We start from the raw sequence: 19344 nt of genomic DNA, 5'->3' as shown, positions 1-19344 counted from the left end.
CGTGAAGAGTATCGGGAATAGATGTCAAGGGCCTTAGCCTTCGATTGAGGCCTTCCACTCCTCGAGCGCCTTGAGCGCGCGGCGAGACATGGCTGGTTTGCGGTCTTTTTTGTAGACCTTGCCTTCAAGCGGCGGGAACAGGCCGAAGTTCACGTTCATCGGCTGGAAGGTTTTGGCGTCGGCGCCACCGGTGATGTGGCTGATGAGCGCACCGAAGGCGGTTGTCTCGGGCGGGGTGCTGGGCGTGAGGCCCTTGCGTTCCATGGCCGCCATGCGGCCCGCCATCAGGCCCATGGCGGCTGATTCCACATAACCCTCAACGCCGGTCACTTGCCCGGCGAAACGCAGGCGTGGGTCCGCCTTCATGCGCATGAGGCCATCAAGCACCTTGGGGCTATTGAGGAACGTGTTCCGGTGCAGGCCACCAAGGCGCGCGAACTGTGCGTCCTCAAGGCCTGGGATTTTCTTGAAGATGCGCTGCTGTTCGCCATACTTCAGCTTGGTCTGGAAGCCGACCATATTATAGAGCGTGCCGAGCTTGTTATCCTGCCGCAGTTGCACCACGGCATAGGGGCGTTCGTCCCAGTGCGGGCAGGTGAGGCCCACGGGTTTCATCGGGCCAAACCGCAGGGTTTCGGGGCCACGCTCTGCCATTACTTCAATCGGCATGCAGCCCTCGAAATAGGGCGTGTCCTTTTCCCACTGTTTGAAGTCGGTCTTCTCACCGGTGTTCAGGTCATGGATGAACTCTTCATACTGCGCTTTTGTCATCGGCAGGTTGATATAGTCGGCGCCGTCGCCCTTGTCATAGCGGCTCTGGAACCATGCGACGTTAAAGTCGATGCTTTCCTTGTAGACGATGGGTGCGATGGCGTCGAAGAAGGCGAGGCTGTCTTCACCGCAGAGCTCCAGCACTGCTTTGCTGAGCGCGGGGGAGGTCAGCGGGCCGGTGGCAATGATCACATTGTCCCACTCGGCGGGCGGCAGGCCTTCAATCTCACCACGCTCGATGGTGATCATCGGGTGGTTATTGAGGATCCCGGTCACTTCCTCCGAGAAACCGTCACGGTCGACGGCGAGTGCGGAACCCGCTGGTACCTTGTGTTTCTCGGCCGCCGTCATGATGATGGAGTTGAGCTGGCGCATTTCTTCGTGCAGCAGGCCAACGGCGTTGTTTTCAGCATCGTCCGAGCGGAAGGAGTTGGAGCATACAAGTTCGGCCAAGCCGTCCGTATGGTGGGCGTCGGTCTTCCGCACGGGGCGCATTTCATGCAGCACCACGGGCACGCCAGCCTCTGCCGCTTGCCACGCAGCTTCGGAGCCCGCAAGCCCGCCGCCGATGATATGGATTTCCTTATACGCCTTCGTCATGATGCTACACCTTCAAGAACTCTGATTTCGCGCGTTTGTTTACTGGACTTTGGGGCAATAGTTAAGCCAAAAAGGCAGGCATGACCACCGCTGCATCACTTGCAGCCAACCGTGGGGGAAAAGCGTGGCCTTGAGAGCACGCGACATTCTGGAAGCCATGAGCGAATGGCCGCACCGCGGTGTGGGGTCGGAAGAGGAGCTTGAAGCGCGGGAAACCCTGATCGCAAAGCTCTCGTCCGAGATGGATGTGGATATCCACGAGGAGGGGTTTTACGCCCCGCGCTCCTACCTGCCGTTTTTCTGGCTGATTGCAGTCACGCAAGCCGCCTGTGTGATGTTGGCGGATTTTGCCCCGCTTGTGATGATGGTGGCCGGGCTGTTTATGCTGATCGCCCATCTGCGCTTCTTTGACTGGCGCATTTCGCGGCTTATCTGGCTGACGGCCAAGTCGACCACCGCAAACCTTGTCGCGCGCAAGGGGGAGGGGCGGCGGCTTTTTATCCTGATGGCGCATCTCGATAGCGCGCCGGCGTCCTTTGCCTACCGGCCATCACAGGTGAAACACTTTGCGCTCAATATCTGGCTCGCGACCGGTATCCTCGCCTTGGGTGTGCTGGTGCCGCTGGCCGAGCTTTCGGGGCTTCGTATTCCGTTTTTCCTTGAGATGCTGTTCGGGGCTGCGATCACCGTGCAGGTAGTGATGGCAAGCATTGACCATTGGCGCTTCGGCTATACGCCCGGCGCGAATGATAACCTCACCGGCGTCGCAGCGGCATGTGAGGTGGCTTCACGCCTGTGGGCCAATATGCCGGATGATGCCGAGGTACGCCTCGTGATCACCACAGCGGAAGAGGCGGGCATGTTAGGCGCGCAGCACTACTGGGAAATGCATGAGGCAGAGCTTCATGCGCGCGAGACCCATGTGCTCAATTTCGATACCGTGGGCTTTGGTAAGCTGGCGTTTGTGACGGAGAGCGGCGGATTTACACCGGTTTATTATGATACACCGCTCGCGCACGCAGCCCATGCGCTCGGACGGCTCAACAAGCGCTTTGAGCATATCGGCCCCGCGCGTCATAAAGTTGGCGATTTTGACAGCGTATGGTTCATACGTGACGGGATATCGAGCCTCACGCTCGCCGCCTACGACGAGAACGGCATGATGCCCCATATCCACACCATGGAAGACAGCATTGAGAAAATTGACCTGAACACCGTGGAAGAAGCCGCCATCTTTGGTGAGGCCATCATTCGTATGGTGCCCAAACGGGTCACAAAATAGGGAAGGGACAGCATATGCGCGCGGAGGATATCCTCTATTTCTGGTTCACCGAGGCTGGCAAAAAAGGCTGGTGGGAGAAGAACAAGGCGTTTGACGACCTGATCCGCCGCCGTTTTGGTGCGACCTACGAGGCCGCAAGGCAGGGCGAGTTATATGACTGGCGTGCGAGGGCCGAGGGCCGTTTGGCCGAGATCATCATCCTCGACCAGTTCCCACGCAACATGTTCAGGGATAGCGCCCGTGCGTTCGAGAGCGACGCGATGGCGCTGGCATTAAGCCAGGAAGCTGTACGCCTGCGCGTTGGCGAAAGCTGGGACGCCGACCACCGGGCCTTCCTCTATATGCCGCATATGCATTCGGAAAGCCTGAAGGTGCACGAAGCTGCGCTTGAGCTGTTTGCGGGGCCCGGACTTGAAGACAATCTGGATTTCGAGAAGCGCCATATGGCGATCATCGAGCGCTTTGGCCGCTACCCGCACCGCAACAAAGCACTCGGCCGCGCGAGCACGGATGAGGAAATCGCGTTCCTCAAAGAGCCGGGCAGCAGCTTCTAGAATATTGCCTAATGCGGCTGGTTGCTGTCCAAGCCTGCTTCCACATAGATGCGGGCGCGGTAGCCAGCCCAGATTTCGGCATAGGTGCCATTTTCGTGCAGGTTTTTGAGCGCGGTATTGAACGCGTCACACACCGACTGGTCATGAAAGCGCGCCACATATTGGCTGGGTGGCATGATGGGGTGGGTTACAAGGTCCATGCGTTCGCCGGTTGCATCGAAATACCGTTTCTGGGCCAGTCGCATGATCCAGTTATCGCCCACGACTACGTCAAAGCGGCCTTTGTAGAGTAGGGAGATATGCGCCCCCTGGTCACCGCTTTCGGTATAGCGTTTGGCGCCGCGCACTGCGTTCCTGAAGTCTTCGCCCAGATAACGGGTCGCGCCCGAGAAGGAGATCACAGCGTAATTCTTGAGATCATCTAGCGAGTTGATCTGAACGCCGCGCCCTTTGACCGACAAGCCCACATTCTGATGTTCAATATACCATTCGGTGGGGCAGCCTGTTGTGGAGGCTGTCACATTCTGGGTCAGGATACCGTCGAGTTGATTGTCCTCAAACGAGGAGATCATGCGGATGCGTGGCAGCTGCACAAATTCCACATCGAAGGGCATGTCACGGAAAATTGCTGTCACGAGGTCAACTTCAATGCCCGAATCAGCGTTCTCATAGACATAGGGTGGGATAAACTCCCGCGTCGCGAGACGCAGCGTTTTGACCGATTCATTTTCGGGCTGTGCACTCGCCGCCGGGGAAAGTACCCCCCCGAGGCATAGTGCAATCATGATGGTCTTTGCGGTGTTCCGCAGCATCAATGGTACCTAACGTGTCGTCTTTTGGGGAACATCGCCCCAACTCAATCCAAGCCGCATGTTCACATGCGGGAGTAAAGAATTTGCTACCGAAAACAAATCCCGTAAACTTTTACCTTAAAAACTCGCCGCCTGCGGGGCAAGTCCACAAGCGGCGATTGTACTATTTTTGTCTGGAATTGAGGGTTGATTATGAGCCGGAGTGATCGAGCCTCATGTCGCCTGGGTAGGTCACGCGGTATTCGTGGTGGATTTCCCACGTCTCGCCGGGCTTGAGTTCCCGCTTCCAGGTGATGACACCGGCTTTGCCGTCCACGTCTTTGCTTGTGGCAGGCGTTGCGCCCTTGAGCGTTTCCACCTTTACATCCTCGTGGGCGGAGACGGGCAGGCGGTCCGTCACTTCAACGGTGGCAGCCTTGTCGCGGTTGTTGGTGACCTTGTAGATCACGCGCTCTTCTTCCACCTTGCGTTTGCCGAAGAAGCCGGTATCGCCGTCGTTGGACGGAATGGTGATGGTTTCAACCGTGATGCCGCTGTCGGCACCAAATGGCAGCTTGACATTCTCGCCCGGCACGAGGTTCGGCCAGGTGCCGCGGCCTGCATAGTAGCCATCACGGCTGAGGCGGGCGGAGATGTTTGACAGCCTTGGAAGCCCCTCCATGGTGACATCGGCGTAAACATAGGCGTTTTCGCTGTCATAGCGCGGCGTGATGCGGGTCACGATCTCAGCCGGCAGCCCCACTTCCTTCACCGGATACTGCTGCGGTGTGCCATTGGCAGGCAGCGACGCTGGCATATTCAGGGTGAAGTTCATGTCATAGGTGGTCGCCGTCTGGCTCATGACAGGCGCATTCGAGCTCTTGCGCTCCCTCGCACCATCGAATTGTGCCGCTGCTGGCGCTGGCATCGCCATTTCCATGCGGGCGCTATAGTCATCCTTGTCACGCGCACGCAGGAAGTCAGGGAACATGATGGGCGCTGCGATATTCCATGCCGGGCGCGAGGTGGAGAGGCTGAGTGCGACATCGTCCCACGCTTCTCCGGAAGATTGGCTGACTTCGGCTTTGAGTGTGATGTCTGCCTGCTTCTTCTCAGGCAAAAGGTTGGCGTCCGTCACCATGCCCCAGCGGGCAGAGCGCACGAGGTAGCTGACGTCAAACTCATACTCACCTGCCTTATCGGCCGTAACATTCACAACAGCCGCATAGGTGGCGTCGGAACGACCGCCGGATGCCATGATTTCCTGCTGCAGGCCTTTGACAACCTCATTCTGCTCCATCTGCTTCTGTTCAAGGATGAACTTTTCCGCCATCAGGTCAGCAGTCTTGTTACCAATGAAATCAAGTGCGGCTTGCCAGTCTTTCGCGGCAGGGCCACTTTCACCAAGGCCGCGCAGGTAGGTGAGGCGCATCTCGATCGCCGCGAGGGAGTTTTCCGTCGTGGAGAGTGCTTTGCGTGCTGTCATGTACCGTGCCTCAAGCGCCTTGAGCGCGGCAGAAGGTTCGGTCGGCATATAATTCGTGGTGGTGCGGATGTTGCTCACTTCAAGGCCGCCCGCGACCGCGGCGATACCGTAACCGGAATCAAGCTGGGACGTCAGGCCAGTGACCGTCACGGTGTGATTGCCCTTCGGTAAGCTCAGCTTGGCTTTGCGGTGCACGACCGCACCACCGGTTTGGTACACCGTCACAGCCTCGATCGGCGCGGCCATTGTAAAGTCATCGGCATATACGCCGCTTGATGCGAGTACGGCCAGAACTGGGAACACGGAAAGTTGCGGTTTCATAGATCACCCCATCTGATGGTCAACTTCATTCAAGCAAGCCTTTGTGTGAACGCTCACACGGCTTGGCATATCACCCTGTTTGCCAAAGCCTGCCTTAATACCAGATGAAGCATGTAATCATGTTATCTTCATGGCAGATAAGAGTTTTGTGCGGCGCGCTCAGGTAAGGGCTTTGCGCACACTCGGCATGATGCGGCGACTGACGGGCACGGTTTCACCGATGGTGAGGTCAAGGCTGCCGGCGCCTGAGGCGTCGCGCTCAAGCGCAACGATATAGGCGGTGTTGACAAGGTAGGAGCGGTGTACACGCAGGAATTTCCCCGGCAGCCGGCTCTCGAGTTCCGAAAGTGTCGCGCTATGGAGGCGGGTCGTGCGGTCCTTGAGGACAAGTTCCACATAGTCACCCGCACCGCGCGCATAGGCGATATCCGCTGTTGGCAGGATTTCCACCTTACCCGCGCTCGATAGCTGCACGTTGCTGGGGTTCTCCCGCTCCTGACTTTCGCTCAGCGCGAGCTCCAACTGGTCTGCCCGCGCTTTCTCTGCCGCGCGCATACGCCGTTCCTTAAAGAGGCTGCGCAGTTCCTGCGCGAACAGGAAAACAAGGAGCGCGGCAACGCAGTAATAGAAATAGATATCGAGGAAGCGCGTGGGCGCGAGGTAAATGAGGCCGGTGAAAAAGAAGAGAACAAGCGTGTAGGGCACGGCTCCGCGCCGCCTGCGGGCAAGGCCATAGCCGGAGATCAATGCGGCGAGCATGGACGGCAGCAAAAGCGCAAGGCTTGTTTTGGTGTCAAAGCCCTCGGCAGGCAGCACTAGGCCCAAGTAGGCGAGGCAGGCAAAAAGCGCGATGGTGAAACGGCGTTTGCGCACAAAGCGCGCTAGCACATGTAGGAACAGGCAAGCGCCGGTGCCGGTCGCGAACCCGAGGATCAACATCAGGCGGATGTCGTGGAAGGGATATTCATAGGCAAACAGGCCGCGTGAAACCTCTGATACCAGCTGGCCGGCGGCGAAAAACGCCGTGAGCGGCACGAGGAAACGTTGGCCACCGCCCATGCGCAGCGCAGAAACACCGAAGTACATTGCGCCCAGCAGCAAAACGCCTAGTGGCAGCAGTGAGGGCAGGTACCCGCGCAGAATATTGTCGGTTGGGCTCTGGTAACGGGCGACGGCAATCAGGTGTACCGGGGCCAAAAGCGGGATGATGCTGTGGTGGCCTGACATCTCGATAATCACATCGTTTTTGCCAGCCTTGAGCGCATTGGGCGGGAGCGCAAAGGCAGTGTCCATCTTGCCGGGCACTTCATGGTCCCGGGTTCTCGCGGGCAGGCCGTTGCTGCCCAGCTTGCTGCCGTTCAGCCACAATGTGCTGGACGCCTTGGCAGAGAGGAAAAAGCCAAGTGGTTGCTGGCTCTCCGCCATTACACGCGGTGCTATCAGGGTCGCCACCACCCAGATATGCCGCTTATAGGGCGAGATGAACTGCCCTTCGGCACGAATGCATGCCGAGCTTTTGAAATCAGGGATAACGCCGGCGCGGGTAGTACTGTCACAGACATAGACTTCCCGTACCTCGACTTGGGCATAAAGGCTGTCCTGCGCCCTCGCGTGGGGCGCGGCGAGCAGCAGCAACAGGAGCAATATGGGCATGGCGTTTTTCATGGTGCATCACTCTATCACCGCTTACTGGAAAGCAATACCGCTTACCGGCCCTGCATGACCGTTCACAGATAAAGCCGTGAAATAATGGCGATTTTCTCCACATTGGACGTAGTTGTTTTGTCTTGGAGGAAAAAATGAAAAAACTGGTCACGACAGCAATCCTGGCAGCCTGTATGGCGATGCCCGCGTTCGCGCAACCTTCCGAGGAGGCCTTTGTCTTTGAAGAAAAGGGCGGCGAGAAAGTTGATGCCTTCCGCGGTCGCATCATGGTACCGGAGAACAGGGCTAACCCGAAAAGTCGGATGATCCCGGTAACTTATGTACGTTTTGCCGCAACAGGTGAGCAAAAGGGACCGCCGATCATCTATCTTGCTGGCGGGCCGGGCGGCTCTGGCATTGGCACCGCCAAATACCGCCGCTTTGATATGTTCATGGCGCTGCGGGCTTATGGCGATGTGATTGCGCTCGACCAGCGCGGTACGGGTGCATCCAATATCCTGCCGGAATGTGTGTCGTCGAAAGTGGTACCACCCACGGAAGCAATCAGTGATGCAGCCTATATCGCTCTGAACCGGGCGGCGTTCGAAGAATGCCTTGCCTTCTGGAAGAGCGAGGGTGTGGATGTGGCAGGCTACAACACCGTCGAGAATGCCCGCGATATCGATGCGCTGCGTCAGGCACTTGGAGCCGAGAAGGTGGTGCTGTGGGGCACGTCCTACGGTAGCCACCTTGCCTTCGCGGCGATGAAGGAGATGGGCGACCATATTGACCGCGTGGTGGTCTCAAGCGCCGAGGGGCTTGACCAGACCATCAAGCTACCCGCGCTGACTGACAGCTATTTTGGTCGCTTGCAGAAGGCCGTGGATAGCCAGCCTGCCGCCAAGGCAGCCTATGGTGACATCAAGGCACTGATCGGCCGCGTGCATGGGAAACTTGAGGCAGAGCCGTTGCTGCTGCATCCACGCATGAAAGACGGGACAGTGAAGGACTATCTGTTCCAGAAGCGCGATATGCAGCTGCTCGCGAGCTATTTCATCTCGGACCCATGGGCGGTGCAGCGGCTGCTGTCGCTCTATCTTGCCATGGATTATGACATGACCGCGCCCTTTGAAGCGCTGATCGCAGACTGGTTTGTGCCGGGTGAGCCGATCAAGATGGATGCCATGTCAACCTTGATGGATGTAGCGTCTGGTATGAGCGACAAACGCCGCGCGCTGGTGAAGGCGCAAGCGCGGGACGCGCTCCTTGGTGACTGGCTCAATTTCACCTACCACTACGATGGCCTCGCGCCAGAGCTGGACCTTGGTGACGCCTTCAGGGTAGGGCCGGTGAGCAATATCCCGACGCTGCTGCTGACCGGCACGCTTGATGGCCGTACCTATGTGGAAGGTCAGGCTGAGGCAACTGCAGGTCTGTCGAACTTGACGCAGGTGACGGTGGTGAACGCGGGACACAACCTGTTCATGTCATCACCTGAGGTGCAGGAAGCGATCAATGCCTTCATGGAGGGCAAACCACAGCCGCGGGACGAGATTGTGCTGGAACTGCAGGACCTGGCGCCAAAGCAATAGCCTGCGGCCAAAGCTAAAAGAGAAAGGGCGCGGTCATGATTGCCGCGCCCTCTAACCTGTTATTCTGCCGCCTGTCGCTTGAGGACCGGCGCAAGATACTGGCCGGTATAGCTTCTCGGCTCCTTGGCCACGTCTTCGGGGGTACCGACAGCCACAATCTCACCACCACCGTCACCGCCCTCGGGGCCGAGGTCGAGGATCCAGTCCGCGGTTTTAATAACCTCTAGGTTATGTTCGATCACAACCACCGTATTCCCTTGATCTACAAGGGCTTGCAGCACTTCCATCAGTTTTCTGACATCCTCGAAATGCAGGCCTGTGGTCGGTTCATCAAGGATATAGAGTGTCTTGCCGGTGGAGCGTTTTGACAGTTCTTTCGCCAGCTTCACGCGCTGGGCCTCACCACCCGAGAGCGTGGTTGCTTGCTGTCCCACGCGGATGTATCCAAGGCCAACCTGGTCCAGCATTTCAAGTTTGTTGCGAATGGCGGGCACGGCTTTGAAAAATTCAACGCCGTCTTCAACCGTCATGTCAAGAACATCGGATATCGATTTGTCTTTAAAGCGAATTTCCAGTGTTTCGCGATTATAGCGTTTGCCTTTGCACTGGTCGCACTGCACATAAACGTCCGGCAGGAAGTGCATCTCGATCTTGATCATGCCGTCGCCCTTGCAGGCCTCGCAGCGGCCACCCTTCACGTTGAAGGAGAAACGGCCAGCCTTGTAGCCGCGTGCCTGTGCTTCCGGCAGGCCTGCAAACCAGTCGCGGATCGGGCCGAAGGCACCGGTGTAGGTCGCGGGGTTTGAGCGCGGCGTGCGGCCAATGGGGCTCTGGTCGATATCGACGATCTTGTCCAGATGCTGCAGGCCTTCCACATCCTCATGTGCACCCGGCGTGACCCGGCTGCCGTTCAGATGCTTGGCCACGGCCTTATAAAGCGTCTCGATGGTGAAGGTGGATTTACCCGAGCCCGAAACCCCTGTGATGCAGGTGAGGGTGCCGAGAGGAATGGAACCCGAAACATTCTTGAGGTTATTCGCACTAGCTCCCTTCACGGTCAGGAACTTGTTCTTGTGGCCGGGCCTGCGCTCCGCCGGGATTGGTACCGCGCGTTTGCCGGTCAGATACTGGCCGGTCAGGCTTTTTTCGCATGCCATGACGGTTTCTGGCGTGCCTTCGGAAACAATCGTGCCGCCGTGTTCGCCCGCGCCTGGGCCCATGTCGATCACATAGTCGGCAGTGCGGATGGCATCTTCGTCATGCTCCACCACCAGCACCGTATTGCCGATATCGCGCAGGTTCTTGAGGGTCTCGAGCAGGCGATCGTTGTCACGCTGGTGCAGGCCGATAGACGGTTCGTCCAGAACATAAAGCACGCCGGTGAGGCCGGAGCCAATCTGGCTTGCCAAGCGAATGCGCTGACTTTCACCGCCAGAAAGTGTTCCAGATGAACGGCTTAGCGTAAGATAGTTAAGTCCTACATTAACAAGAAAGCCAAGCCGTTCCTGAATTTCCTTCAGGACTTTTTCTGCAATCTGCTGCTGCTTTTCCGTCAAATGTTTCGGCAGTTCAGTGAACCAGTCATAGGCACCAAGGACGGAGAGGTCCGTGATCATACCAATGTCATGGTCCGCGATCTTGACTGCAAGTGCTTCAGGCTTCAGGCGTTTGCCGTTACAGGCGGTACAGGTGGTAGACGCTTGGTATTTCGATAGTTCCTCGCGCATCCAGTTGCTGTCAGTCTCGCGCCAGCGGCGTTCGATATTGTTGAGCACGCCCTCAAAGGGTTTGTTCACCTCGAACCGGCGCTTGCCGTCTGCATAGACAATGGTGACCGACTTTTTGCCAGTGCCATAGAGGAAGGCTTTTTGTGCATCCTCGGGGATATCCTTCCATTTGGTGTCGATAGAGACCCCATAATGTTTGGCGACCGCATCGAGCGCCTGGAAATAGAAGGGCGACGGGTTGTTGGCCTTGTTCGCCCACGGTGCGAGCGCGCCGTCACGGATGGTCTTGTTCACATCCGGTACCGCGAGGTCGGGGTCGAAATAGAGCTTGTTGCCAAGGCCGTCGCAGGTGGGGCAGGCGCCAAAGGGGTTGTTGAAGGAGAAGAGGCGCGGCTCGATCTCCTCAATGGTGAAGCCAGACACGGGGCAGGCGAATTTGGCCGACATCAGGTGGCGTTTGCCTTCTTCGCCTTCTTTCACCGCTTCTTCAGCGACCAGAAGGCCGTCAGCGAGTTCCAGCGCGGTCTCCACGCTATCGGCAAGGCGTTGCTCCAGCCCTTCCTTCAAGACAAGGCGGTCCACCACCACGTCGATATCGTGTTTGAACTTCTTGTCGAGCGTGGGCGCTTCCTCAATCAGGTAAAACTCGCCATTGACCTTCACGCGCTGGAAACCGCGTTTCTGCAGCTCGGCCAGTTCCTTTTTATACTCACCCTTCCGGCCGCGCACGATCGGCGCCATGATGTAAAGCCGCACACCGTCGCCAAGCGCCATGATGCGGTCGACCATCTGGCTTACGGTCTGGCTTTCAATCGGCAGGCCGGTCGCGGGCGAATAGGGGATACCCACACGCGCCCACAGAAGGCGCATATAGTCATAAATCTCGGTCACGGTGCCCACGGTCGAGCGCGGGTTCTTGGATGTTGTCTTCTGCTCGATGGAGATCGCGGGGGAAAGGCCCTCGATATGGTCGACGTCCGGCTTTTGCATCAGCTCAAGGAACTGGCGCGCGTAGGCCGACAGGCTCTCCACATAGCGCCGCTGCCCTTCGGCATAGATGGTATCAAACGCCAGCGAGGATTTGCCGGAGCCCGATAGCCCGGTGATCACGACAAGCTTGTCGCGCGGGATGTCCACATTGACGGATTTAAGGTTGTGTTCCCGGGCACCGCGAACGGAAATCTCTGTGAGCATGACTATCTCTCAAAACGCTGGTCGTGAAAAAAATGCACTCGCTTATACGCCATGAAGTGACGGCTGGGTCACTCTGTGTCAAGCCGCTTGACAATAATATGATGGCGCGAACAAAAAAAGAACATAAACGATCATGCTGTCAGAAACTGTCAGGAGACAATGTGCTTTGCGCCGAGGTCGGCATCTGCTGCGCACGAGGCGTGGGAAGATTCGGGTTTGACATTTGTACGCCGTGTGAACAAATTAAGAACAAAATAGCGAGGAGGTATTGAATGAGCACGATTAAAGCCGGTAGCTGCCTGTGTGGGCATGTGCGTTACGAGATTGATATGGCAGGAAGCCGGACCGGCAATTGCCACTGCCGGGACTGCCAGAAAAACGGTGGTGGCCCGTTCATGACCTTCACCACACCGAAACCGGGCAAGTTCAAATGGATTGTGGAGCCTGAGGGCAGGGCACAGGCGAGTGATTTTGCCATGCGCCGCTTCTGCACGCACTGCGGCACCCCCATGACATGGGAACACCTTAGCAAGGATGACATGGCCGTCAGCACCGGCACGCTTGATGACCCGAGCGGGGTCGAGATTATTTATGAAATCTATACCAAGAGCCGGTGGCCGGTGATACCGCCCATGCCGGGTGTGGACCAGTTCCGGGAAAGCAACGGGTGGGAGTAGGACGCTAAGGCGTACCGGCTTCTTCCCACGCGCTGGTGTCGATGCCCATTTGTTTCATGCGTTCGTGCCAGCGGCGGCGCGCCAGTTTCTGCATGTCGGTTTCAGTATCCATCTCATCGGTGATCTCAAGCCCGAACAGGGTCTCGACCACATCCTCAAGCGTGATGAGGCCCTGAGTGGAGCCGTATTCATCCACCACCAGCAGCGCATGGCTGCGGGTGCGTATGAGCGCATCATAGGCGTGGGACGCACTGACGGTATCCGGAATGGCGTGCAAATTACGCCTGAATTCCCGCAGCGTGCGGGAAAACTCGTCCCGGGCCTGTGCCACAATCAGGTCTTGCTTAAGCACATAGCCGGTGACTTCATCGTTCTCGCCATCATAGAGTGGAATGCGGGAGAAAGGGTTGCCGGAATGTTCAGCAAAAAATTCCTCCACGGTTTTCTCCGCCGGCTGCATGAACACCACGGCACGCGGGGACATCACATCGCGTACCTGAAAGCGGTGCAGCCGCATGAGGTTGCGCACGATCTTGAGTTCTTTTTCGTCGAGCAAGCCTTCTTCCGCGCCAATTTGCGCCATGGCGGTCATCTCGTCGCGGCTGAAGGTGAAGGCATGTACATCCTTGGGTGAGATAAGGCGGGTGAGCTTCTCAGATAGCCACACAAGCGGCGAGAGCGCTCGCATGACCCACAGGAGGGCAACAGCGACCGTGGGCGCCAAGGCTTGCCAGAAGGTGGCGCCCAAGGTTTTAGGGATGATTTCCGACAGCACGAGGATGAGCAGCGTCAGCACAGCCGAAATGACGGCGATATACTGACTGCCGAAGACTTCCGCCGCCTGCGCGCCCACACCTGCGGCACCCACCGTGTGGGCAATCGTGTTGAGGATAAGAATGGCGGCGAGCGGCCGGTCCAGATTTTCGCGGAGCTGCCTGAGAGCCCTTGCACCTTTCGCCCGCTTTTTCTCAAGCGTGGTGACATACGCAGGCCGCACGGAGAGGATAACAGCCTCCGCGACCGAACAGAGAAAGGAAACGCAAATAGCGAGGAGGAGGTAGAAGATGAGGAGCAGCATAGGCCTTCGCGTGCTTGTTGTTGACAGGCAGGTGCCCAGTCTACCGGGCTTCGGGCCTTCTGTCACTTAAAGCCGGATTAAAGGTCGCTCAGTCATCAATTCGGGTGTGACTGCGATCAGCGGCGCTCATAAAGGCCGTCAAACCATGGCTGCCAGGCCTGCTTTTCCGCGTCATATTGCTCAAAAAACTGGCGTACGGTTCCGTCTTCATTTGGGGTCCAGGTGCCGCGGAACGGTGCGCTTTGCTTACTGGAATAATACCAAATGGTCCCCTCAAGCACCATGGCGCCGTCCTTTAGGCCACCCTCAATATCAAGCGAATAAGCTCCGGCCGAAAGCCAGACCTGCCGCCATCTCTCCGTGAGGGGGTTATAATAATTGACACTCATGCCAGTGCTGCCGCCTTGGCCTTTCCACTCCTCCAGAAGCGCGCATTGGCCTTCAATGGGTTTGATGGAGTTGTCGCCGGCATATTTGCCGTTGGTGCGAGAGGAGACTTTCCAGTCGCCAATCCAGAAGTCGAAAGCATGGAAGGCGTCATCAGTGATGCACGGTGAGGGCGGTGGTGTTTGCTGTGCGCTGGCGGCTGCAGCCAAAAGAATGGCGCTCATGGTGGCGGAAAGGCATTGTTTAAGCATATCTGATCCCCTGTCGTATCACCCCCGTCAGGAACGCGCGAGAACATCCGCATTTGAGAGAACATAGCAAAGATTATGACGGGGGAGAAAGCTGTTGCGCTCAAATGGACAACAAGCGCGGTAAAGCGCACGAAACCGCCGCTTGCCTTTAACTTTGATGTTTGATAAAATGAGAACAAATATAGAACATTATATCAATTTAGAAACTTGTCGCAATCGCGGCAGCTTTAGGTTTGAAGCGGGCGCAGGCTTGGTCTATGGTCGCGAACTTGAAGGTGCTTCGAGTATGGTTTTGAGCACGATAAGACAGAGAATAAGGGGGCTTTGATGGCCGGTAGCGTAAACAAGGTGATTCTGGTGGGCAATCTGGGGCGTGACCCTGAGGTGCGGACCATGAATGATGGCTCGCCAGTGGTGAACCTTTCGATTGCGACGAGCGAGACTTGGCGTGACCGCCAGTCCGGTGAGCGCAAGGAGCGCACGGAATGGCACCGCGTGGTGATTTTCAACGAGAACCTCGCCAAGGTCGCGCAACAGTACCTGAAAAAAGGCTCCACGGTTTATATCGAGGGGCAGCTTCAGACCCGTAAATGGACCGATCAGCAGGGCGCTGAGAAATACACGACCGAGGTCGTGCTGCAGCGCTTCCGCGGTGAACTCACCATGCTTGGTGGTCGCGGTGACAGCTCGGGCGGTGGTTTTGGTGACAATGACCAGTCCGGCTATGGTGACGACTATGGCGGGAGCCAGGGCGGTGGCTTTGGCGGCGGCCAAGGTGGTCGCGGCGGCAACCAGGGCGGTAACCAAGGTGGTGGTTTCGGCGGTGGTCGTTCAGACCTCGACGACGAAATCCCGTTCTAAGCCATATTGGCCCGCAAGAATCAGAAAACCCGGTACCCTATGTGGTGCCGGGTTTTTTATTGGCGCATGTTGTGAGTTCAGCTGACGCTGCGTGTGATGCAGAAGCCAGAAAAGATGATGTTGGCACCTACGAGACGGCACTGGGTGGGATGTTCACCGTTCCGGGGCGTCAAATACCAGTGCCGGGGCTCCTTTACTTCAGGCAAGCTGACGGCGGACAGTAAGTCGGTGACCAGATGATCGCCCATGACGGTGTTGAGAGCGTCCGGATGCTCCATCAACTGGCGGATTGTTGGCGGATAGCCGGCGGCGGCCAATTCGGCGAAAGGCTCACCGGTCAGTTCGTCGTCTTCCCGTATGTCGCGCACAAAATCCGCGTATGTGCGGTCCATCAGAAACGCAAAATTGTCCACTGAGATTGTCAGCTCGAAGTTTTTGAGCAGATAACCATCACTGACCTGATGAATGCTCATGGTAGGGACACAAAAGGTGCAGCGCTCTATGGGGACACCATCTGCTGTGATCCGGATATCCAGATTGTCGTCGGTCGCGCCCCCATCAACTGTCCACATCACGCGCGCTCCAGCAACCAGTTGAGCGCTTCTGTCTCACTATCAAACACTTGGGCCACCGCATTGTCCGCGCGGTCAACATCGCGGGCATATTCTTCGGCGTATGCGCGGTTGATGTCATGGCCCGGCGGCACAACAAGCGCATAGCGGAAGCGGGGCTTGTCAGCGATGGATGCGCGTAGGATGCGCGCAAGAACAGTTGGGTCCTTGTCCTCAAATTCAAACTCGAGATCCGGCTTGAAAACAGCAAGGCGGCGGAACACGCTATCCCACTTCAGCTCCAGCCAGCTTTTTTGCAGCGCCCGAAAGACATCCTCATAGGTTACGTGTCCCTCCAAGGTGTCGCGAATGCCCCACTCAAGCCTCTCCACTGTAATGGTCATAAGCAGCCTTGATTTGTGAATTACAGCAGCACGATAGGACAACAATATGCCAACAATAGGGGCGTTCTTGCAACGTTCAAGGGAACCTTGCGGGCCTTATGCACACTGCAGGTTGGCAAGAATGGCTTATGGCTGCCATTTTTCTGGCACTTGTATGCGTTACACTTCTTCCCATGTTTGAAATATATGAAGAACAAAACGAAGGAAAACGCATGAGGATTGGTCTTGCTCTCGGGGGTGGTGCAGGTCTTGGCTGGGCGCATATCGGCGTCGTTCGTGTGCTCGAAGAAGCCGGCATTGACCCTGACATCATCACCGGTACCAGCATTGGCTCCATCGTTGGAGCGTGTGTTGCCGCCGATATCCTTGATGAGCTTGAGGAGATCGCGCGCGAAGTCAAAATCCGCGATATGCTGGCGATGAGCGAGTTCGGCTTCAAGCAGGGCAGCCTTATTGGTGCCCGCAAGATCGAGAAGCGCCTGCGTGAACACTTCGGCTATATGAGCATTGAGGAGATGCCCAAGCCTTTTGCGGCTGTCGCCGCAGACCTCGTCAGCGGTGAACGGGTGGTTTTCGATCAGGGTGACGTGACAACGGCGCTTCTGGCATCCTCTGCAGTGCCGGGTGTGCTGCCGCCGGTCGCAACGGGGCGTATGCTGCTGGCAGATGGTGGACTGGTGGACCCCATACCCGTCACGGCGGCGCGGGACCTCGGCGCCGATGTGATTATTGCGGTCGACCTTCAGGGCGATTATGCACAGCGTGCGGTCAAACGCGGGTTTGAGCCTGACAACGACAGGGCAGGGAAGGCACCCATGCGCACCGCGCGGCTCGGTATTGCGCTCCTTCTGCGCTCGCTCAGCCGGGTGCGGCTTGAAGCGGACCTACCCGACCATGTGATTGCCCCCGCGATCGGGCATATTGATGTGATGGATTTCCGTAAGGCGAATGAGCTGATCGCGCTTGGTCGCCAGGCGACTGAGGCTGCTCTCCCCAGTATTCTTGAGGACCTTGAGGCTCGCGGCTATGCGGTAGCGGCGTCTTAATTCACTGATAAATATAGCTATTTCAGAAGGCCGCCTATGGGGCGGCCTTTTTTTGTTGCGGGCACGCTTGACAGTTTTGGATCAGTGTATATATACAGTTTACATACAGTGTATACACAGTGATTGAAGCTTCATGAATTTTGTACTTTCGCAAACCGACCGACGGCCGATGTATGTCCAGATCATGGACCACATTCGGCAGAAGATCGATGTGGGGGACTGGCAGGCGGGTGACCAACTGCCGTCCATCCGGGAATTGGCGGTTGCCGCCAAGATCAGCGTGATCACCGTCAAACGCGCCTATCTCGAACTGGAGCGCGAAGGCGTGATTGAGGTGCAGCACGGCAAGGGTTCCTTCGTGGCAGACGGCGCACAAAACCGCGGCTTAGAGGTCGAGGTTTCACCGATCCGCGCGCTTGAAGGGCACCTTGATCAGGCCGTGTTGAGCGCGCGGCAGCTGGACCTCACGGAAGCTACTTTCCTTTTTGAAGCCAGACGCGCGTGGATGCGCAAAAAAGAAGAGACCGAGGCATGACAGCAGCAATAATGAGAGATGTGAGGAAGGTGTATCCGCACTTTACCTTGGACGGCATCAACCTTGACCTGCCCGCAGGACAGATTATGGGCCTGATCGGCCCGAACGGGGCGGGGAAATCCACAACCATCCGTATCCTGATGGGGCTTGTGCACCAGGACGCAGGTGAGGTGCAGGTGTTTGGCCATGCCATGCCAGCGGGTGAGGTAAAAACCAAGGCCGATATCGGCTATGTATCTGAAGACATGCGACTTTATGGTGGCCAGACGCTCAAATGGCATATGGGTTTTATTGCATCGATTTTCCCGAGTTGGGACCAGAGCTATGCCGATGACCTGTTGCGCCGGTTTGATTTGACCGCCGACCAGAAAATCAAGGGCATGTCCCATGGTCAGCGGGTAAAGGCGTCGCTTCTGCTGGTGCTTGCACGCATGCCGCGCCTCCTGATCCTTGATGAGCCCACGACGGGGCTTGACCCTGTTGCGCGGCAAGAGGTGTTGGCGGCACTGATGGACGTGCTGGCGGACGAGGAGCGCACGATCCTGTTCTCAAGTCATAACACACAGGACGTGGAACAACTTTCGGACAGCATCACCTTTATCGACCGTGGCAAGGTGATTGCATCTGACGATAAGGAAAGCTTCCTCGACAGCTGGCGGCGTATCCGGTTTGAGGTGCCTAATGGTGCGAACCTGCCGACCGTTCCGGGGCAGGAGACGGTACAAACTAGCGGTCATATCTCGGTAGTGACAACAAGCAACTTCAGTGACGCCAGCGCAAAAGCCTATGAGGCATCAGGCGCGCGCATCATGGCTGTTGAACATATGACGCTTGAGGAAATTTTCCTCTCCAATGTGTCGGCAAGCCGCGGGAGGGCGCTGCAATGAACAGCTTCATGATCAAAAAACTCATCGCCAAGGACTGGTATTTCAACCGCTACATCATGCTGGCCTATTTTGTGGGTGGGCTGATTGCCCTTGGCGTCATGTTCTCGGGCGGGACGACTACGTTTACCATCGGCTCAATCCTGTTGGTGACGGCGATCATCTCGCTTGGCTGCCATCTGGTGATGGGGACTGTGGTGCAGGAACGCACAAACCAGACCTTGGCCTTTATCATGAGCCTGCCGGTGTCGGTGCGCGACTATACAGCGGCAAAACTGTTTGCGAATATCACGGTTTTCCTTGTGCCTTGGGTGCTTCTGTCGGCGTTTCTGCTTTCAATTATGAGCACGTCACAGATCGGCTCCGGCGGTGCGGTGCCGATCTTCACGCTTATGCTGTTCTGGATGGTGATCACCTACCTGATCATGCTCGGTACCGCGCTCGTGTCCGAATCTGAGGGCTGGACCATTGTTGCGATGGCAGTGTGCAACACCGCATTCACCCTCGTTTTCATGGGCCTTAATGCCATCGAGGGCATTGGCGGTGAGCTTCTGAAGCAGCCTGAGGTGATCTGGACCGGAGCATCGCTGTCCGTGTTGGCAGTCGAGGTTGCGGCAATCGCGCTGATCCTCAGTCTGACATTCTATTTCCAGAGCCGGAAAACCGACTTCCTGTAGCTAGCTGTGGCGGCAAGAAAAAGCCCGGGAG

General features: G+C 57.2%; 18 protein-coding genes. 9 read left to right on the top strand and 9 right to left on the bottom strand.

The window, feature by feature from the left end; genetic code table 11:
* Positions 1–33 precede the first annotated feature (33 nt).
* Entirely contained in the window at positions 34–1371 is a 1338-nt protein-coding gene (trmFO, locus tag B150_RS0106875) for a methylenetetrahydrofolate--tRNA-(uracil(54)-C(5))-methyltransferase (FADH(2)-oxidizing) TrmFO (RefSeq protein WP_020399163.1), read from the bottom strand.
* A gap of 124 nt (positions 1372–1495) precedes the next feature.
* On the opposite strand from trmFO, the gene B150_RS0106870 reads away from it, so the two are divergent.
* On the top strand, positions 1496–2653 hold the full coding sequence (locus B150_RS0106870) for a M28 family metallopeptidase (protein WP_155859966.1): 1158 nt from the start codon (positions 1496–1498) through the stop codon (positions 2651–2653).
* A gap of 14 nt (positions 2654–2667) precedes the next feature.
* The gene (locus B150_RS0106865) at positions 2668–3207 is read left to right on the top strand and encodes a DUF924 family protein (protein ID WP_020399161.1); all 540 of its coding nucleotides are present in this window, start codon (positions 2668–2670) and stop codon (positions 3205–3207) included.
* A gap of 8 nt (positions 3208–3215) precedes the next feature.
* Here the strand turns inward: B150_RS0106865 and B150_RS0106860 are convergent, their stop codons facing one another.
* The 3 genes from B150_RS0106860 to B150_RS0106850 form a co-directional block, all read right to left on the bottom strand.
* Positions 3216–4019 (bottom strand): substrate-binding periplasmic protein, encoded by an 804-nt coding sequence (locus B150_RS0106860; protein ID WP_020399160.1) that lies wholly within the window; start codon positions 4017–4019, stop codon positions 3216–3218.
* A gap of 190 nt (positions 4020–4209) precedes the next feature.
* On the bottom strand, positions 4210–5805 hold the full coding sequence (locus B150_RS0106855) for a DUF4139 domain-containing protein (RefSeq protein WP_020399159.1): 1596 nt from the start codon (positions 5803–5805) through the stop codon (positions 4210–4212).
* A 159-nt stretch (positions 5806–5964) separates the two neighbouring features.
* Complete coding sequence (locus tag B150_RS0106850; RefSeq protein WP_162139669.1) at positions 5965–7458, bottom strand: LytTR family DNA-binding domain-containing protein; 1494 nt, start codon at positions 7456–7458, stop codon at positions 5965–5967.
* Positions 7459–7604: 146 nt separating this feature from the next.
* Here B150_RS0106850 and B150_RS0106845 point away from each other — a divergent pair, with 146 nt between their 5' ends.
* Entirely contained in the window at positions 7605–9041 is a 1437-nt protein-coding gene (locus tag B150_RS0106845) for an alpha/beta hydrolase (RefSeq protein ID WP_020399157.1), read from the top strand.
* Positions 9042–9100: 59 nt separating this feature from the next.
* On the opposite strand, the gene uvrA is transcribed toward B150_RS0106845, so the two are convergent.
* Positions 9101–11962, bottom strand: a complete 2862-nt coding sequence (uvrA, locus tag B150_RS0106840) for an excinuclease ABC subunit UvrA (RefSeq protein ID WP_020399156.1) — start codon at positions 11960–11962, stop codon at positions 9101–9103.
* Between the two features lie 272 nt (positions 11963–12234).
* Here uvrA and B150_RS0106835 point away from each other — a divergent pair, with 272 nt between their 5' ends.
* On the top strand, positions 12235–12639 hold the full coding sequence (locus B150_RS0106835) for a GFA family protein (protein ID WP_020399155.1): 405 nt from the start codon (positions 12235–12237) through the stop codon (positions 12637–12639).
* Positions 12640–12643: 4 nt separating this feature from the next.
* On the opposite strand, the gene B150_RS0106830 is transcribed toward B150_RS0106835, so the two are convergent.
* Entirely contained in the window at positions 12644–13717 is a 1074-nt protein-coding gene (locus B150_RS0106830; RefSeq protein ID WP_020399154.1) for a CNNM domain-containing protein, read from the bottom strand.
* 116 nt (positions 13718–13833) lie between these two features.
* Entirely contained in the window at positions 13834–14355 is a 522-nt protein-coding gene (locus B150_RS0106825) for a hypothetical protein (RefSeq protein ID WP_020399153.1), read from the bottom strand.
* 327 nt (positions 14356–14682) lie between these two features.
* Between B150_RS0106825 and ssb the strand changes: the two genes are divergently transcribed.
* Entirely contained in the window at positions 14683–15216 is a 534-nt protein-coding gene (ssb, locus tag B150_RS0106815) for a single-stranded DNA-binding protein (protein WP_020399151.1), read from the top strand.
* A gap of 77 nt (positions 15217–15293) precedes the next feature.
* Here the strand turns inward: ssb and B150_RS0106810 are convergent, their stop codons facing one another.
* Positions 15294–15788, bottom strand: a complete 495-nt coding sequence (locus tag B150_RS0106810) for a hypothetical protein (protein WP_020399150.1) — start codon at positions 15786–15788, stop codon at positions 15294–15296.
* Positions 15788–16171: a hypothetical protein gene (locus B150_RS0106805; protein ID WP_020399149.1), complete on the bottom strand. Its 384-nt coding sequence runs from the start codon at positions 16169–16171 to the stop codon at positions 15788–15790. Before B150_RS0106805 ends, B150_RS0106810 begins: the two co-directional genes overlap by 1 nt.
* Positions 16172–16383: 212 nt before the next feature.
* Here B150_RS0106805 and B150_RS20025 point away from each other — a divergent pair, with 212 nt between their 5' ends.
* From B150_RS20025 to B150_RS0106785, 4 genes are all read left to right on the top strand, one after another.
* A complete protein-coding gene (locus tag B150_RS20025) occupies positions 16384–17217 on the top strand; it encodes a patatin-like phospholipase family protein (RefSeq protein ID WP_162139668.1) in 834 nt (277 codons plus the stop codon).
* 133 nt (positions 17218–17350) lie between these two features.
* The gene (locus B150_RS0106795; protein WP_020399147.1) at positions 17351–17752 is read left to right on the top strand and encodes a GntR family transcriptional regulator; all 402 of its coding nucleotides are present in this window, start codon (positions 17351–17353) and stop codon (positions 17750–17752) included.
* Positions 17749–18639 (top strand): ABC transporter ATP-binding protein, encoded by an 891-nt coding sequence (locus tag B150_RS0106790; RefSeq protein ID WP_025896460.1) that lies wholly within the window; start codon positions 17749–17751, stop codon positions 18637–18639. The genes B150_RS0106795 and B150_RS0106790 overlap by 4 nt, the downstream gene beginning before the upstream one ends.
* Positions 18636–19313, top strand: a complete 678-nt coding sequence (locus tag B150_RS0106785) for an ABC transporter permease (protein ID WP_020399145.1) — start codon at positions 18636–18638, stop codon at positions 19311–19313. The genes B150_RS0106790 and B150_RS0106785 overlap by 4 nt, the downstream gene beginning before the upstream one ends.
* The last annotated feature ends 31 nt before the right edge of the window (positions 19314–19344 follow it).

Source organism: Kordiimonas gwangyangensis DSM 19435 = JCM 12864 (assembly GCF_000375545.1).
Classification (GTDB): Bacteria; Pseudomonadota; Alphaproteobacteria; order Sphingomonadales; family Kordiimonadaceae; genus Kordiimonas; species Kordiimonas gwangyangensis.
This window is presented reverse-complemented; position numbering and strand designations above follow the sequence as displayed.

Coding starts and splice junctions, on each gene's coding strand:
- B150_RS0106865 (WP_020399161.1), top strand. CDS start 2,668: ATGCGCGCGGAGGATATCCTCTATTTCTGGTTCACCGAGGCTGGCAAA.
- uvrA (WP_020399156.1), bottom strand. CDS start 11,962: ATGCTCACAGAGATTTCCGTTCGCGGTGCCCGGGAACACAACCTTAAA.
- B150_RS0106855 (WP_020399159.1), bottom strand. CDS start 5,805: ATGAAACCGCAACTTTCCGTGTTCCCAGTTCTGGCCGTACTCGCATCA.
- B150_RS0106845 (WP_020399157.1), top strand. CDS start 7,605: ATGAAAAAACTGGTCACGACAGCAATCCTGGCAGCCTGTATGGCGATG.
- B150_RS0106810 (WP_020399150.1), bottom strand. CDS start 15,788: ATGTGGACAGTTGATGGGGGCGCGACCGACGACAATCTGGATATCCGG.
- B150_RS0106805 (WP_020399149.1), bottom strand. CDS start 16,171: ATGACCATTACAGTGGAGAGGCTTGAGTGGGGCATTCGCGACACCTTG.
- B150_RS0106835 (WP_020399155.1), top strand. CDS start 12,235: ATGAGCACGATTAAAGCCGGTAGCTGCCTGTGTGGGCATGTGCGTTAC.
- B150_RS0106850 (WP_162139669.1), bottom strand. CDS start 7,458: ATGCCCATATTGCTCCTGTTGCTGCTGCTCGCCGCGCCCCACGCGAGG.
- B150_RS0106795 (WP_020399147.1), top strand. CDS start 17,351: ATGAATTTTGTACTTTCGCAAACCGACCGACGGCCGATGTATGTCCAG.
- B150_RS0106830 (WP_020399154.1), bottom strand. CDS start 13,717: ATGCTGCTCCTCATCTTCTACCTCCTCCTCGCTATTTGCGTTTCCTTT.
- B150_RS0106825 (WP_020399153.1), bottom strand. CDS start 14,355: ATGCTTAAACAATGCCTTTCCGCCACCATGAGCGCCATTCTTTTGGCT.
- trmFO (WP_020399163.1), bottom strand. CDS start 1,371: ATGACGAAGGCGTATAAGGAAATCCATATCATCGGCGGCGGGCTTGCG.
- B150_RS20025 (WP_162139668.1), top strand. CDS start 16,384: ATGAGGATTGGTCTTGCTCTCGGGGGTGGTGCAGGTCTTGGCTGGGCG.
- B150_RS0106790 (WP_025896460.1), top strand. CDS start 17,749: ATGACAGCAGCAATAATGAGAGATGTGAGGAAGGTGTATCCGCACTTT.
- B150_RS0106860 (WP_020399160.1), bottom strand. CDS start 4,019: ATGCTGCGGAACACCGCAAAGACCATCATGATTGCACTATGCCTCGGG.
- B150_RS0106785 (WP_020399145.1), top strand. CDS start 18,636: ATGAACAGCTTCATGATCAAAAAACTCATCGCCAAGGACTGGTATTTC.
- ssb (WP_020399151.1), top strand. CDS start 14,683: ATGGCCGGTAGCGTAAACAAGGTGATTCTGGTGGGCAATCTGGGGCGT.